At 64.7% G+C, this 13,929-nt stretch carries 14 protein-coding genes; all 14 read right to left on the bottom strand.

From position 1 onward, the window contains the following. Window positions 1–64: 64 nt before the first annotated feature. The 14 genes from asnB to FJ417_RS13695 all read right to left on the bottom strand — a co-directional run bounded on the left by asnB (window position 65) and on the right by FJ417_RS13695 (window position 13,929). Complete coding sequence (asnB, locus tag FJ417_RS13760) at window positions 65–1,930, bottom strand: asparagine synthase (glutamine-hydrolyzing) (protein ID WP_140783831.1); 1,866 nt, start codon at window positions 1,928–1,930, stop codon at window positions 65–67. A gap of 154 nt (window positions 1,931–2,084) precedes the next feature. Continuing rightward, window positions 2,085–2,351 carry a flagellar biosynthesis protein FliQ gene (fliQ, locus tag FJ417_RS13755; protein WP_095766361.1) on the bottom strand — a complete coding sequence of 89 codons (267 nt, stop codon included), beginning with the start codon at window positions 2,349–2,351 and terminating at the stop codon, window positions 2,085–2,087. Between the two features lie 126 nt (window positions 2,352–2,477). Continuing rightward, entirely contained in the window at window positions 2,478–2,885 is a 408-nt protein-coding gene (flgD, locus tag FJ417_RS13750; protein ID WP_027165132.1) for a flagellar hook assembly protein FlgD, read from the bottom strand. 1 nt (window position 2,886) lies between these two features. Further along, window positions 2,887–3,324 carry a flagellar biosynthesis repressor FlbT gene (gene flbT, locus FJ417_RS13745; RefSeq protein WP_140642161.1) on the bottom strand — a complete coding sequence of 146 codons (438 nt, stop codon included), beginning with the start codon at window positions 3,322–3,324 and terminating at the stop codon, window positions 2,887–2,889. After that, entirely contained in the window at window positions 3,321–3,668 is a 348-nt protein-coding gene (flaF, locus tag FJ417_RS13740; RefSeq protein ID WP_140642159.1) for a flagellar biosynthesis regulator FlaF, read from the bottom strand. The genes flbT and flaF overlap by 4 nt, the downstream gene beginning before the upstream one ends. A gap of 31 nt (window positions 3,669–3,699) precedes the next feature. Continuing rightward, on the bottom strand, window positions 3,700–4,749 hold the full coding sequence (locus tag FJ417_RS13735) for a flagellar hook-associated family protein (protein ID WP_140783830.1): 1,050 nt from the start codon (window positions 4,747–4,749) through the stop codon (window positions 3,700–3,702). Between the two features lie 3 nt (window positions 4,750–4,752). Next, window positions 4,753–6,204, bottom strand: coding sequence for a flagellar hook-associated protein FlgK (gene flgK / locus FJ417_RS13730; protein WP_140783829.1), 1,452 nt, complete (start codon window positions 6,202–6,204; stop codon window positions 4,753–4,755). Window positions 6,205–6,233: 29 nt separating this feature from the next. Next, window positions 6,234–7,487: a flagellar hook protein FlgE gene (locus FJ417_RS13725; RefSeq protein ID WP_140642151.1), complete on the bottom strand. Its 1,254-nt coding sequence runs from the start codon at window positions 7,485–7,487 to the stop codon at window positions 6,234–6,236. A 214-nt stretch (window positions 7,488–7,701) separates the two neighbouring features. Continuing rightward, on the bottom strand, window positions 7,702–8,370 hold the full coding sequence (locus FJ417_RS13720; RefSeq protein ID WP_140642148.1) for a response regulator transcription factor: 669 nt from the start codon (window positions 8,368–8,370) through the stop codon (window positions 7,702–7,704). 221 nt (window positions 8,371–8,591) lie between these two features. After that, window positions 8,592–9,182 carry a lytic transglycosylase domain-containing protein gene (locus FJ417_RS13715; protein ID WP_140783828.1) on the bottom strand — a complete coding sequence of 197 codons (591 nt, stop codon included), beginning with the start codon at window positions 9,180–9,182 and terminating at the stop codon, window positions 8,592–8,594. Next, complete coding sequence (locus FJ417_RS13710) at window positions 9,112–10,476, bottom strand: flagellar hook-length control protein FliK (protein WP_140783827.1); 1,365 nt, start codon at window positions 10,474–10,476, stop codon at window positions 9,112–9,114. Before FJ417_RS13710 ends, FJ417_RS13715 begins: the two co-directional genes overlap by 71 nt. After that, window positions 10,473–11,903, bottom strand: coding sequence for a chemotaxis protein MotC (locus FJ417_RS13705; protein WP_140783826.1), 1,431 nt, complete (start codon window positions 11,901–11,903; stop codon window positions 10,473–10,475). The genes FJ417_RS13710 and FJ417_RS13705 overlap by 4 nt, the downstream gene beginning before the upstream one ends. Next, entirely contained in the window at window positions 11,900–13,306 is a 1,407-nt protein-coding gene (locus FJ417_RS13700; RefSeq protein WP_140783825.1) for a MotB family protein, read from the bottom strand. Before FJ417_RS13700 ends, FJ417_RS13705 begins: the two co-directional genes overlap by 4 nt. Continuing rightward, window positions 13,303–13,929, bottom strand: a complete 627-nt coding sequence (locus FJ417_RS13695; protein WP_140783824.1) for a hypothetical protein — start codon at window positions 13,927–13,929, stop codon at window positions 13,303–13,305. The genes FJ417_RS13700 and FJ417_RS13695 overlap by 4 nt, the downstream gene beginning before the upstream one ends.

The following is a 13,929-nucleotide window of genomic DNA, read 5'->3' as shown; positions in this document are numbered from 1 at the left end:
AAAGGCGAAAATGCGTCGGCGAAGCTTTAAACCAAGCATCTGGCCGGTCTGGACCAACTTTTGGCTATTTTGCGTTTCTCGCCTCGGCATGCAGGGCCTCGGTCAGGCCGCCTGCCGTCTCGCCATTCATGTAAAGCCTGAGCAGCATTTCCATGCCGACGAGACGCAGGCGCGACGTCTCCTGGCTTCTCGCCATGTCGATCAGGTCGTCCAATTCGGAAGCAGACCATTTCATCGCGTCGCGCAGCACACCGCCGCGCAGCAGGCCCTGCGTTCCGGCTGAAAAAGCGGCATTCATCTCGAAGCCGTTCTTCGCTGCGCGAATGTTTTCGCGCGGCAGATGGCGCTCGGCGGCCTTTTTCAGCAGCCACTTACCGGTTCCGTCGCGGTATTTCTGCCTGCGCGGCAGGTGAAGGGCGAAGTCGATCAGCCGGTTCTCGATGAACGGCACCCTGAGCTCGACGGAGGCCGCCATGCTCAACCGGTCGTGCCGGTGCAGCAGGTCCTGCAGATGCGAGTAGAGGTCGTAAAAACAGCTTGCCAGGAAGGCGCGGTCGCTGGCCGGCGCGACGCCTTCCAGCCTGTCGAACAGCTTTGTCTGCAGGAAGTTCAGCTCGGGCGACAGGGCTCTGAGCGCCATGGTGCGGTCAGTCGGCGAGCCGCGACCGATCGAGTTTCGAAACGGCGCGCGGCGCAATTCGGCGAATTTGCGGTCCTGCCTGGCCTTCGAGCGGAACAGGCGCTGCAGCCAGGATTGGCGCCAGACCCTGATCGTCGATGCTTGCCATTTGTAGCCGCCGAAGAGCTCGTCGGAACCCTCGCCGGTGAGCAGCACCTTGACGCCGTCGGCGCGGCACTGCTCGGCAAGCGCCAGCAACGCGGCGTGGCTGGCATGCCAGCCGTCGGTTTCAAGGTGCCAGACCGCGGGCGGCCAGAGCTCGAGGAACCGGTCCTTGTCAAAAGGCACCCTGCGCAGGCTGACGCCGACATGGCGACCGGTGCGCTCGGCGTCCGGCGCTTCGCTGTGGCCGAGCTTCTGGTCGATGACGTAGCCGTGCAGCTCCGGCCTGTAGCGCTTGGCAAGCGCGGTGATCAGGCCGGAATCGACGCCACCGCTGCAGGCGGTTGCAAGGCTGGCATCGGCGATGCAATGCAGCTCGACACTTTCCTCGAGCAGCCTCTCGAGCGTCGCCGTATGTTCGGCGTCGGACGTCCTGTCGCCGGCGATGCGCGTGGTATCGAGGACGTCGAGGACGTGCCAGAAGCGGCGCTTGTCGATGCCGTCTCCGGTGATCCTCCAAAGGCCTGCCGGCGGCAGCCGCTCGATGCCGTCGAAAACGCTGTAGCTCGAATCACGGCTCTGCCAGGCAAGCCGCAACGTCAGCTCGCGTGTGTCGATCCGGCGCGCAAAGTCGTGGCAGGCGAGGATCGCCTTGTCCTCGGAGGCGAACAGCACGCGGTCGCCGGTTTCGGCGACCGACATCGGCTTGATGCCCAGCCTGTCCCTGGCAAGCCACAGGGCGCCGTCGCGGGCATCGAAATAGGCGAAGGAGAACATACCGTCGAACAGCGGCACCGCTTTTTGCGGACCCCAGTGATGCAGGGCCTGAAGCACCACCTCGGTGTCGGAGACCGATTGGAACGTCAGGCCTTCCGCCTGCAGCGTCTTGCGCAGCGCGCGAAAATTATAGACCTCGCCATTGTAGCACAGCACGCCGTCGCCGGACGCGGTCAGCATCGGCTCGCGCGCGGCGGGCGATGGATCGATGATGGTCAGCCGGCGGTGGCCGAGCGCCAGGCGGGCGTTATTCCAGTTGCCGTGATCGTCGGGACCGCGATGCGCCAATGCCTGCATCATGCGCGCGACGTCGCGACGATCGCCGCTGCCGATCGGATCGCGCTTTCGCCAGACGCCGGCTATTCCGCACATGGCCCGCCGGCCGTTCTTGCCTGATGCATCGCTTCCTGAATCGCCTGAGACGTCGGCCGACGCCGTCGCGCCTACAATCTAGCTGCAAGAAACGCCGCCGCAAGCGATCTCGCGGCTTGCGAACAGGCCGCCAGACACTTGCTGCGGCTTCGCGTCAGAAGCCGTGTTCGATGCGCTCGAAGATGACGTTGGTGAAGGCCGAGATCTGGCCGCCGATGAACGGGCCGGTCAGCGCCACCACGAGCATGATGGCGACGATCTTCGGCACGAAGGTAAGCGTGATTTCCTGGATCTGGGTCAGCGCCTGGATGAGCGCGATGCCGATGCCGACCACCATCGCCACCAGCACCACGGGGGCGGAAGCCGTAAGCACCGTCCACACGGCGTACTGGACGATATCGAGGGCGTCGGCCTCGTTCATGGGCTGCCCCTGTGCGAAGCCGGCTAAAGCGGGTCGCGTGAAAAACGTTTCACGCGACCTGCTTTAGCTTTTTTGATTTTAAGCATGTCTTTATCCCGAAACCGGCCCCCCTTTCGGAAAACCTGCTTAGGCGGCCGGCTTGATCGACACACCCGCGCCGACCGGGACCTGGGTGCCGTCCTGCAGCACCGCGATCAGGCCGCTGCTGGAGAGCGTCACCGAAGCCACCGTGCCGGTGGTCTTGCCGTCGGCCGAGGTGATCGAGCGGCCGATCAGCGCGTCGGCCTGCGACAAGGCCGAGGACTGCATGATCTGGTCGAGCTTGGTGTTGGTCTGCACCGACTGCTCAACTTGGGAGAAGGTGGCGAGCTGCGCGACATACTGCGTCGAATCCATCGGCTTGGTCGGATCCTGGTTCTTCATCTCGGCGATCAGGAGCTTCAGGAACGACTGGTAATCCACCGCCGTCTTCGAGGTCTGCTGGCTGGCCTGGTTGGCGCCAACCGGGATCGTTGTCGTCATGTCCACGGCCATCTTATGCTCCTACAGCCAATGCGCGCGGCGTTTCGGGAATGTCGTCATTGTCTTCGAGCGCCCTGCGCTCGAGCGGATAGAGGGCGCGGATCGCTTTCAGCGCCTCATAGATATCATCCTCGCCGACCATCCGGTCGATCTGCTTCAGGCCCTTGCAGATGTCCTGGTTGTCGAAGCTTGCGATCAGCATCGGCAGCGAGCGGCGGAACATGTCGCGCGCCTCGGAGGCGCCGACCGGGTTGATCAGCATGATCTGCACGATGAAATAGAGCTGCCTGAGAGGCGTCGACGCCTGGTCGGCCTGGATGACATGGCTTTCGAGCAGGAACTGCACGTCGTTCATCAGCTCTATGGTGACCTTGCGGTCGACGCGGATGACCGCGCCGTTGACATAGATCTTCTCGTTGGGCTTCAGCGAGATCTTCAGCGTGTTGGTCATTGGATGCCGTCTCGGATGATCTGGGAGACCTCGATCAGTCCTTCGAAATTGTTGGTGCGGCCCTGGCGGATGTCTTCCGTCTCGCGCAGCAGCCACAGGCCGATGGAGATCAGGTTGGCGCGCAGCTCCTTGGGCAGGGCGTTGTCGCTGGAGCCGAGATCCTGGACGAAGGTGGTCCAGATGCGGTTGGTGAAGTGCAGCGCCTCGACCGCTTCCATCGACTCGGTGCCGACGGCTGCCGCGGCGGCCAGCATGTCGATCGAACGGGTGAGCAACTGCCGCTCCCGGTCCTTGGCATCGGCGACGGAGTCGGTCTGGATGTCGGCGTAGGAGAATTGATACATCGTCGGCGCTCTGGCGTTCCGGTTTATGTGTTCAAGTCAGATAGTTCAGCAGGCTGAGCTGCTGCAGACGCGCGGTCAAGGCGAAGGAGGTCTCGATATGCTGCGTCAGATCGGCGACACGGGTCGCGGCTTCGGCCGGATCGACGCCTTCGAGATCGACGATATGCTTCTCGAAGAGATCGACCTGGGTCTTCATGCGGTCGCTGGCATCGGACACGCGTTGCTGGGCAATGCCTGTCTCGGCCCGTATCTGAGTGATGCCGCCGATGGCATCGCCGACCAGCGCCTGCGCGCGGCTGACGATGGCGTTCTGGGCGGCCTCGCTGATGCTGCCGGTGAGCATGCTGCTGACCATGGTAGCCGCCATGGCGAGCTTGCGGATGCCTTGCTCGTTGGCGCTGACCGAGGTCTGGGTGGTCTCGTTGAGCGAAATGCGGCTGGTGATCTGGTCGTTCGTGGCGCTCGACCAGTTGGCCTGCCAGCCGGCGCCCAGGAATTGCGGCTCGACCTGGGTGGTGATGAAGTCGTCCATCTGCGCGGCGGTGATGTTGGCTGCCGCCGGATCTGTCTGGGTAAAGCCGAAATAGCTCGAAAAGGCGGCATCGAACGCAGCCTTGGCCGGCGAGCCGGCGGCGTTGAAATCGTCGACCGGCTTGACGTCGGTGTTGGTGCCGGCAAACAGATATTCGCCGTTGACACTGGTGTTCAGAATACCTGTCATCTGCTGCAGCGCCGAGGCGCCGGCGGTCTGCAGGATGCTGGTCGAGGAGTCGCCCGACACACCGCTGGTCAGGGCCGACAAGAAGCTCTGCGCGGCACCGGCGATCTGGCCGAGCGAATCCTGGGTCGATGTCAGGCGCGCTGAGACGAGCGCGTTGGAATCGACGATGCCGTTCAGCCGGTCGAGGTCGCGCTGAAAGGTGACGGCCTGGGTCGTGCGGCTGCCAAGCGCCAGGCCGACATCGGCGACGGTGCCGGTCTGCGATTCCTTGGTCGCCTTGATGAGGTCGGCCTGCATCTTCGCCTGCTGGTAACGCAGCGCGTTGGAAATGGCAGCTGAGGAAACGCCTGTCGCTTTCATGGATTATCCTACCGCGGCCATCAGCGAGTCCAGCATGTCGCTGACCGTCTTCATCATATGCGCCGAGGCTTGATAGGTGTGCTCGAGGTCGAGGAGCAGGGACATCTCCTGGTCGACATTGACCCCGGTGTCGTTGGACAACGCCTCGGCCGTGCGCGCCGCCAGCGCCTGCTTGCTGTCGGCATTGGCCGAGGCCTGCTGGCGCACGCCTTCGAACCAGCCGATGGCATTGGCCGCGTAGTCGGACACGCCCGAGCTGACGGTGATGCCGGCCGAGCTGTCGAAGGCCATCGGCTGATCGAGCTTGTTGCCGTAGCCGATCAGCAGGTCCGAATAGGATGCGCCACCGGTGTTGACGACATAGGCCGCGCCATTGGCGCCGCCGTCGCGCAACAGCGCGGGATTGCCGCCGGCGCTCGGATCGAAGGCGGCGTTGACGCTGATCGTGCCGGCGAGGCCGTCGACCAGGGTGCCAGCGGCCGGAATTGCCGGGGCGCCCGACCATGTGAACAGGCCCGCAGCATTGGGCTGCGACGACGAGGTCTCGGCAAATGCCGTGACAAGGCCGCGCGCGATCTCGTCGAGCTGGCTCTGCATGGTCGAGGCGACGCCGTCGCGCAGCTTCAGAAGGCCCGCAATCTTGCCGTCGGCGGTGGTTGTGTCCCCGGTGCCCGCCGATACGGGCACGTTGTCGATATAGACGGTGTTGCCGGGCGTGCCGGCCGTATAACCGGCCGACGGCGTGAAGGTCACCGAGCGCGGCACGGTCTCGAACAGCGTCGTGCCGTCCTTGGTGGTGATGACCATGTCGTTGTCGCCGCGCGTGAAAGTAGAGACCGGAACGTATTCCGATATCTTCTTCAGGATGGCGTCGCGCTGATCGAGCGCGTCGGACACGTCGGTGCCGGAGCGAGCGCCCGAGATGACGGCCTTGTTGGCGTCCTGGAACTGGCTGAGCAGCGAGTTGAGATCGTCGACTGCGGTGGCGATCTGGCTGTCGGCCTGGGTGCGGAAGTCCTGGATCGCCTTGGTGCCGCTGTTGAGAGAATTCACCACTTGCTTGGCGGCGTCGATGACGCTGGTGCCGAGGTTCTGGTTCGATGGCGTCGTGGCGTAAAGCTGCAGGGACTGCTGCAGGTTGGCGATTGCCGTCGAGGGGGACGACGCGTTGTCGACCCCGTTGACCGACAGATCGAGCTGATCCATGCCGTTGTAAAGCGCGCTCTGGCCGCTCCATGCCGACAGCGCCGAAAGGTTCTGGCGGAACAGGAGATCATTCGCGGCGCGTTGGATTTCCACCGCCCGGGCGCCGGGCGCCGTGCTGGTCACCACGGCGATGCGGCGTGTGTAGTCCGGGTTCGACGCGTCGGCCACATTGCGCGATACGACGCTGGTCTGCTTGGACGTGGCCAGGAGCGCCGATTGGGCAATGCTTAGTGCGGAGGAAAGCGACATGCTGATCTTTCACGGGCGGCGCCCGTCGTTTATCTCTTCAGGTTGACGAGGACATCCATCAGGTCCGAGCCGGTCTGGAAGACCTTGGAATTGGCGGTGTAGCTGCGCTGCGCCGCAATCATGTTGGTCAGTTCCTCGGCGATATCGACGTTGGAGTTTTCAAGCGCTCCGGAGACGATGGAGCCGAGCTTGCCTTCATTGGCAAAGCCGATGTGGACGGCGCCGGAGTCGGTGCTCTGCACATAGACGTTGCCGGGCATTGCGGTGAGGTTGTCGGGGCTCTGAACGTCGGCCAGCGGGATCTTGTAAAGCGCTTTGGTCGAGCCGTCCTCGAACTGCGCGTAGATGATGCCGTCCTGGCCGATCTGGACCTTCTGGATGGAGCTCGGCGCGTTGCCGTTGACCTTGGCGTCGGCAACGGTGAAGCCGGTGCCGAGCTGCGTCAGCTGGGAGAGATCGAGGTCCAGCGTCGAGCCGCCCGGTACCGTGAATGAGACGCTGTCCGTCGCGCCGGTAAGCTTGCCTGTCGTGGTGTCGAAGGTGAGGTTGGCCGATCCCAGCGCGCCGCCCGTATAGGGGAAAGAGGTGCCCGCGGTCGCCTTCGACTGGTCGAAGACCGAGACCTGCCAGGTGCCGGCGCCGGTGTTGGTGAAGTAGACGTCGAGCAGCTTCTTGTTGCCGAGATTGTCATAGGCAACCAGCGAGGTTTTCGACGTGTATTCGGCGTTAGGGTCATTGGTGGACGGCAGCGGGCCGGAGGGTGGCGTCGCGCCCGCCGGCAGGTTGCCGGAGAAGAGGCCCTCGGTGCTCGGCGTCGCCGTCATCTGCTGGTCGGAGATCTGCACCGGCACGAGGCCTTCGAAGCCGTTGGCGGTCGCGGCCGGGTCGCCATTGGCGTAGCTGTAGGCCATGAGCTGGTAACCCGCGGCATTGACCAACCGGCCTTGCGCGTCCGGAACGAAGGAGCCGGCGCGGGTGAGATAGGGGGTGCCGCTGGCATCCTGGACGACGAAGAAGCCGTCGCCGTTGACGGCAAGGTCGGACACCGAGGTGGTGTAGGTCATGACGCCTTGTGTGCCGACGGCCGAGCGGATCGTCGTGGTCACGCCACCGGAATTATAGGCGCCCCCGGTGCCGGGCATGATCAGGGTAGAGAACTCGGCCGAAGAGCGCTTGTAGCCCGTGGTGTCCGAGTTGGCGATGTTGTCGGCCACCGCGGAGAGGCGATTGGCCTGCGCGTTCATACCGGAAACGCCGGTCCGCATCATTCCGTAGAGGCTCATCGATCGATCTCCGCAGTACCTGGGTATGAGGCCATAAAATTATGCCTCGTGTCTTGCGCGAGGCTGGTGCGGGATGTGCCTAGAGCGCGATGGCGCTTCGTTGAATCGCCATCACGCTCTAACTCTTTGTTGGAGCATGACCTTTGTCCGAAAACCGGTTCCCACTTTTTGCTTTCGCTGACCTTCGGTTCGGGATCATGCTTGAGGGCGGCCATCAAAACACCAGCCGGTAGCCGAGGAATCTCTTGGAATCGATCGGGTCGTGGCCGAGCTTCTCACGCAGCTTCTTGCGCAGCTTCGAGATGTGACTCTCCACCACGTTCTCCTCGACCTCTTCGTCGAAGATGCCGTAGATGGCGTTGAAGACCTGGGTCTTGGTCACGCGCCGGCCGCGGTTGCTGGCCAGATATTCCAGGATGCGCCGCTCGCGCCGCGGCAGCGGCAGCGGCTCGCCGTTGATCTCCGGATCGCGGCCGTCCATGAAGATACGCATCGACCCGACTTCGGTATAGGCGGCCTCTTCGGAGCCGCGGCGGCGGATGGCTGTGATGCGGGCGAGGATCTCGCGGATGTGCACTGGCTTGCGGACGACGTCGTCGACGCCGCTTTCGAACAGCCGCAGCGTATGTTCCAGCGAGTGATGTTCGCTGAGCGCGATCACCGGCGCTCCGGTGCGGTCGCGGATCTGGCGCGGCGATATCGCGCCATCGCGGCAGTCGCCGATGAGAAAAGCCCTGACGCATCTGAGATCGGTGTCGGCGGCGGAACTCACCCACTCGCCGAATTCGCCTGGTGCGAAGCCGGCCGTGGCCACGCCCTCGCGATCGAAAAGTGAAGAGTAGCCCTCTGTCACGAGCTCTCGCTCGTCAACGATCACGATCATCGGCCCGCCCTCCGAATCATTTCACTTGCCCCGTGCGGAAAGGGCTACCCGGCTCGACGAATCCTGAAAAACCATCATTTCTTGTAGCTATTTTCTTGGGAGTTTTTTTGGGAGCCGTAATAAAAGCGGTTGTGCGGGTGTGCTCGCGCCAACTGTTGGCAGACGAATATTGGCGCCGGCGGATAGGCTGGCGAAGGTCGACTGGATCCGAAGCTTGACAACTATTGGTTGCAGAAAGTGCTGGCATTCGGCGTCCATTTGCCGAAGCCGGTGGCCACCATGTTGGCGATGACGCGGCAGACATAGACCTTCTGCGCCGGGTCGTTGTCGGGGCCGGCATGGTAGCGAGCGACGGCCATCGACCAGCTCATGTGCCGGGCATGCAGGCTCGCCAGGAAGCGCGCCGCGTAATCGACATTCTGATGCGGGTCGAGCATGTCCTCGACACTGCGGAAATGATCGCCGTGATAGCGATGGTTGATCTGCATGCAGCCGAGATCGATCAGTGTCTTGCCCTCGCGACGCGCGTCCTCGAATGCGGCGAGCGCTTCGCCGCGACTGCGAGGGAAAACAGCTTTTCCTTCTATATTCAAAGCATTAGGCTGAAGGCTGCCCTTCTTTCCGGTCTCGGTCAGGCCGACGGCGTAGAGGATCCCGGCAGGCACGCCGTAACGATCGGCGGCGCGCAGGATCTCCGGCTCGCAGGAATTGGCGGCGGCGCTGGCCGTGCCGGCAGCGAAACTAGATATACATATCGTCGTCAGCGCGCTCGCGAAGAGGCGAAGCTGCACGACCGAATTCCTGTGCGCCATTGCCATCGTTCCTTCCCGGTTGCCGGCCGCCGCCCGCGCCGTTGCCGCCCGAGTTCCCAGGCTGGAACGAAGGCTGGTCGCGGCCCGTCGACATCGGCATGGCGCTGGGCGCGTCGGCGCGGCTGGCGGCATGCGCTGCTATCGAGGGTTGCAGGATGGTAACCTTGTCGACGTCGAAACCGAGGCTGCGCATGGACTTGACGATGGCGTCGCTGTCGGCGGTGAGGCGGCGGTATGCCTCGTGTGTCGCGGGCTTCATCTCAATCGAAAGTTGCTCCCCCGAGAGCCGCAGGCTGGCGGTAACCGACCCGAGCTCCGAAGGGTGGAGCTCGATCTTCAGCACATGTGTCGGAACGGCAACAGAATTGGTCGTCTGCGAGCCTGCCGAGGCGCTTGCGAAGGCCTGCTGGACGCCGTTGTCGGAGGCAAGCGCCTCAACCAGCGCCAATGCCGTCTGGCCGATCGGGTTTTGTGCCGGCGCCGGGAAGCTCTGCTGGCTGACGACGTCCATGCGTGTGGCGGAAGAAGACGGCTTGGCCGGTGTCTGCTGCGTGGTCGATTGCGATAGCTGCGAGGCCTTGGAGGCGGAAGCCGGCCGCCAACCTTGCGGTACCGGGTTGTCGGCCTGCGGTTCATTCCCTTGCTTCGGCAAGATCTTGGTATCGCTGCGGCCCGATATGTCGAGAGCCATGTCCGCCTTCACCGGCTTCTGCCCGAAGTCAGGCCCGGGCTCTTCAGCCGCCGTCGAACGAGCGGATCGCGACCGCGGCTCGGCGGAACTGTCGACCGCCGTGCGCTTGCCTGGGCGCAGCCGCAATTCCAACGATGCTCCGTCGCTCGCGGCCTCTTCACCGTCGGCGGAACCCTTGCCGCCCGTGCCCGACGATTGCGCGAAATGTTTCATGTCGCTCAGCGCCATCAGCAATGGCAGGCGATCCTGCAGCGGCGCGGACTCGTCGGTTTGCGCCGTGGAATCCTTGTCCGCCGTCGGCTTTGCCTGATCGGCCTGGGCGGTGGTCTTCCCGGACTTTCCCGTGGTTGCTTTCTGCGAGCCGGTCTTCCCCTCCTGCGGGCCCTCGTCTGGCTCCTGTTTGCCGGCATTGGCCGCCGAGCGCCTTGCCGGATGCGCGTCCGGCATCACCGGTCCGGTCGCGTGCTTGTCCTGTGGCCGGTCGGTCTTCTCGGGCCCATGCACCAGGTCACCGAAATTCTGATCCTTGTCCTCGCCGCCGGTCGAGTGCTGCCGGGGCTGGGTCGAAGCAAAGCCCGGCAGGGTCTGGTTGACGCTGGTCATCTGGGGGCTGCTCCGAGTAACTGGTCGATCTGGTCTAGCTGACGCCGCGTGCTGGTCACCGCCGCATCGATTGGGTCTTGCGCATCGGGCGTCGGCGCCGATGCCTGTACCACCGGCGCGGCGTCGATCGGTGCCGGAGTGGATGCCGGCGTTCCAGCCGATGCTTGCGCCGGTAGCGGGACAGCGGGCGGCGAAGGCGTGTCTTTCGCCTGATCGCTTGCCGCGACCGGCGGATCGCTCGCCGCGACCGCTGGCTTGTCGGGCATCGCTCCTTCCACCGGCGGCAAGTCCGCATTGGCCGGATCGGCCGAGGCCTCCGTCGCCGATTTCGCCTCGTCACTTTTTGCAACGGTTGCCGGCTTAGGTCCAGCATTTGCGGCCGCTTTCACCGGCGCCATCACTTCGCCCGCGACAGCTTGCGCGGCGTCGAGCAGGTCGCGGTCGCCTTGCGAAAGCTTGCCGCGATCGATCTTGCCCAACTTGGCGCGTACTTCATCGACATTGGCCGATGTCATGGTGGAGAGGCTCGAATAGAGCTGGGTGCGCGGATCATCCCGGTTGCCGTCGCCGTTGCGGCCCAGTTCGGCCTTGGCCGAGGCGAAAGCCGAGAGCTCCGTCATCCCGTCGATCGCGGCACGGCGCGCGATGCGCAGGTAGATCACTTTCTCGCGCTCGGGATCCATCATCGAGGTGATGTCGGCGATCTTGTCCTGGCTGATCGCCATGTGCAGCGTGATGACGCCGGAAACAAAGGCATCGGCGAACTGGCTGGCGTAGGGCGAATAAAGAAAGGACGCGACATACTGGGTCGAAGCCAGCGCGAAACGGGCGGCGTCGCCCTGCGCGGCCGCGATGCCCACGGAGCGGCGAAGCGCAGCCTCCTCGACCAGTGTGCCGGGGCTGAGCAGGCGTGCTTCGTCGAGCAGCGCAAGCGCTGCCGACGGGTCGTCGGCTGCAAGCAGCGAGCCCTTGACCAGCGCCAGGAAGGCGCCGAGATCGGCGGGCACGCTCATCGGATCGATCGGCTTCAGCATTTCGATCGCCTGGGCCGGCTGCCCGCTCAGATAGGCGACGACGCCTTTGGCGATGGCCAGGCTTTGCGGGTCGGTTACCGCGCGCGAGGCCGCCGCCGCGACCGTCACCGGATTGCCGCCGCTCATGCCATAGACGAGCAAGGCGCGGAAGTTCTTCGGCTCCTTGAAATCCTCGGCGTTCGCGTCGCGCATCCGGGCGTCGATCATTTCGAGGAGTTTTGCCTGCATCGGCAGCGCGGCGTGATCGCCGCCGGCAATGCGATCCTGGACCAGCTGCAGCGAACGCACCAGTTGATAGGGCTGCAGCGCATCCTGCGCGAAAGCCGCCGGTGACGACCCCGCGCCTAACAGCAGCAGCGCTATCGCGCCGCCGATGACGGTCCTGGCCCTCATCCGCCGGCCGCCATCAGGATTTCGATGCGCCGGTTCGCGGCAGCCATCGGATCGGAGGCGATCTTGGGTTGCCGGTCGGCGAAGCCCGCGACCTCGGTGATGCGGCTTTCGTCGACGCCGCCGCGCACCAGCATATAGTAGGCCGAATGGGCGCGCGCGGTGGACAGCCGCCAGTTGTCGTAAGTGTCGCTGCGGAACGGCCGCGCATCGGTGTGGCCGCTGATGGTGATGGTGCCCTTCTTCTCGTTGATGATGCGGCCGATCTTTTCCATCGCCAGCACCAGCTCGCGGCGCGGCATGGCCGAGCCGATCTCGAACATGCCGAAATCGAGCTGGTCGGTGATCGAAATGACGACACCCTTGTCGGTGGCCTCGACCGAGACGCCGCCGGCGAGCTTTTCGCCCGGCAGGAATGCCTTGGCGAGTTCCTTCTTGATATCCGCCGCTTGCTGAAGGGCGGCTTTGCTCGGCGCCTTGTCACCTTTGTCGGCGGCCTGCTCGGATTCGGTCTTTTCCGCCTTGGCCGCTTCAGCCTTCGTGTCGGTGTCCGCAATCTCGCGCTTGCCGGCGTCGGCTTTCTCGCTCTTCTTCCCTTCGCTCGACAGCTTTCCGGCCTTGCTTTGCGCGGCTTTCTGCTCGCCCTTGGTGTCGGTGCCTTCCGGAGCGGCCAGCGGTTCCAGCGGCGCGGCCGTCAGCGGAGGGGCGGCCGGAACGGCCTTCACCTTCGGCACTGCGACGGTGGCGACCTTGTCGCCAGGCTTGACGACCGGATCGCCATCGATCTTGGCGCGCTCGGCGGTTGCCTCGGCGTCAGGCGCCGCCACCTGCTGCGACCAGAAATCCGGCGCGAACGGATCGCGATAGGATTCGCCGCCGGAGGCACCGGTTGCCGGGCCGGCCGTCTGGGCGCCCCCTTCACCCTTGGCGCTGACGTTCTGCATCACGCCCGTATCGGCGGCGATCTCCGCCAGCACCGCATAGGGATCGGCGAACAGCTTCTCATCGGAGAGCTGGGCATCCTGCGCCCCGTCCTTGGTCTGCCGGCGCTCGGAGGAACCGGCGCCGCCCTTGCCGTTATCGCCCGCCTTGGTCGCGCCCTGCTGCGGGTTGTCCGCGGTCAGCCCGACCTTGCTTGGGCCATCGCCGAGGTCTTCAAGGCCCTTGCGGCTGGAATTGCGGTCGATCAGCTCGACCGGATTGAAATAGCTGGCGACGGCTGCCTTGGTCTGCTCGTTGGCGGCGTTGATCAGCCACATGACGAGGAAGAAGCACATCATCGCCGTCATGAAGTCGGCGAAGGCGATCTTCCACACGCCACCATGGTGAGCGTCGTCATGACCGTCGTGATTGCGCTTGACGATGATGATCTCGTGCCGGGGGTCGGCATGGTCGACGGCGCTCATGACAGGACCTCCGACAAGGACGCCGACCACTCGGCGATGCGCGTTTCGAACACCATTTCGTCGATGGTGACGGTCAGGTCGAAGCCGGACGCCTCGGTGAAGTCGAGATTGGCGGCGCGGGATCCAAGCGTCGCCTTCAGCGGCTCGAACAGCGAGAGCGGCCCCCGGACGCCGATACGCACGCCCTCGCCGTCGGCGACCGCGGCGCCGATCACGCGCGAAAGGGCCAGGAGCGAACGCTGCTGCAGGTCGTCGCTGAGAAGGCCGCCGAGGATACGCGCGACGGTCGCGCCGGCAAGCTCGGCAACGCGCTGCTCCATGGCCTCGATGCGCGTGGCGACGACAGCGCCGAGATCGCCGCCGAAGCTCTCAAGGAAAGCTTTCGCCGCATCGTCGCTGGCCTGACGCTCGGCGTCAAGCGCGGCCCGATGGGCAAGCGCAAGGCGTGCCTCGAGCGACGCCTCCGCATCGGCAACCGCCTCGGCGATCAGCGCGCCGATATCGGCCTGCGGCGGCGGCGCTGCGGCGGGCATATGCTCGGCGGCGCGCGCGGACGGCGGCTGGCTGGCACGCGGGGTCCGCGAACCAAAATCGGGCAGGAGATCGAAGAGCGCCGAGGCCAT

The sequence above is a fragment of the Mesorhizobium sp. B3-1-7 genome (genome assembly GCF_006439385.1).
Classification (GTDB): Bacteria; Pseudomonadota; Alphaproteobacteria; order Rhizobiales; family Rhizobiaceae; genus Mesorhizobium.
The sequence above is the reverse complement of the archived record's forward strand: the minus strand, read 5'-3'. Positions and strand labels throughout refer to the sequence as shown.

What these genes read in the sequence shown, in the direction of transcription:
- asnB (WP_140783831.1), bottom strand. Translation starts at nt 1,930, where the DNA reads ATGTGCGGAATAGCCGGCGTCTGGCGAAAGCGCGATCCGATCGGCAGC.
- flgK (WP_140783829.1), bottom strand. Translation starts at nt 6,204, where the DNA reads ATGTCGCTTTCCTCCGCACTAAGCATTGCCCAATCGGCGCTCCTGGCC.
- FJ417_RS13725 (WP_140642151.1), bottom strand. Translation starts at nt 7,487, where the DNA reads ATGAGCCTCTACGGAATGATGCGGACCGGCGTTTCCGGTATGAACGCG.
- flgD (WP_027165132.1), bottom strand. Translation starts at nt 2,885, where the DNA reads ATGGCCGTGGACATGACGACAACGATCCCGGTTGGCGCCAACCAGGCC.
- FJ417_RS13735 (WP_140783830.1), bottom strand. Translation starts at nt 4,749, where the DNA reads ATGAAAGCGACAGGCGTTTCCTCAGCTGCCATTTCCAACGCGCTGCGT.
- FJ417_RS13710 (WP_140783827.1), bottom strand. Translation starts at nt 10,476, where the DNA reads ATGACCAGCGTCAACCAGACCCTGCCGGGCTTTGCTTCGACCCAGCCC.
- FJ417_RS13715 (WP_140783828.1), bottom strand. Translation starts at nt 9,182, where the DNA reads ATGGCGCACAGGAATTCGGTCGTGCAGCTTCGCCTCTTCGCGAGCGCG.
- FJ417_RS13705 (WP_140783826.1), bottom strand. Translation starts at nt 11,903, where the DNA reads ATGAGGGCCAGGACCGTCATCGGCGGCGCGATAGCGCTGCTGCTGTTA.
- fliQ (WP_095766361.1), bottom strand. Translation starts at nt 2,351, where the DNA reads ATGAACGAGGCCGACGCCCTCGATATCGTCCAGTACGCCGTGTGGACG.
- FJ417_RS13695 (WP_140783824.1), bottom strand. Translation starts at nt 13,929, where the DNA reads ATGGCCTCGGCGCTCTTCGATCTCCTGCCCGATTTTGGTTCGCGGACC.
- flbT (WP_140642161.1), bottom strand. Translation starts at nt 3,324, where the DNA reads ATGACCAACACGCTGAAGATCTCGCTGAAGCCCAACGAGAAGATCTAT.
- FJ417_RS13720 (WP_140642148.1), bottom strand. Translation starts at nt 8,370, where the DNA reads ATGATCGTGATCGTTGACGAGCGAGAGCTCGTGACAGAGGGCTACTCT.
- FJ417_RS13700 (WP_140783825.1), bottom strand. Translation starts at nt 13,306, where the DNA reads ATGAGCGCCGTCGACCATGCCGACCCCCGGCACGAGATCATCATCGTC.
- flaF (WP_140642159.1), bottom strand. Translation starts at nt 3,668, where the DNA reads ATGTATCAATTCTCCTACGCCGACATCCAGACCGACTCCGTCGCCGAT.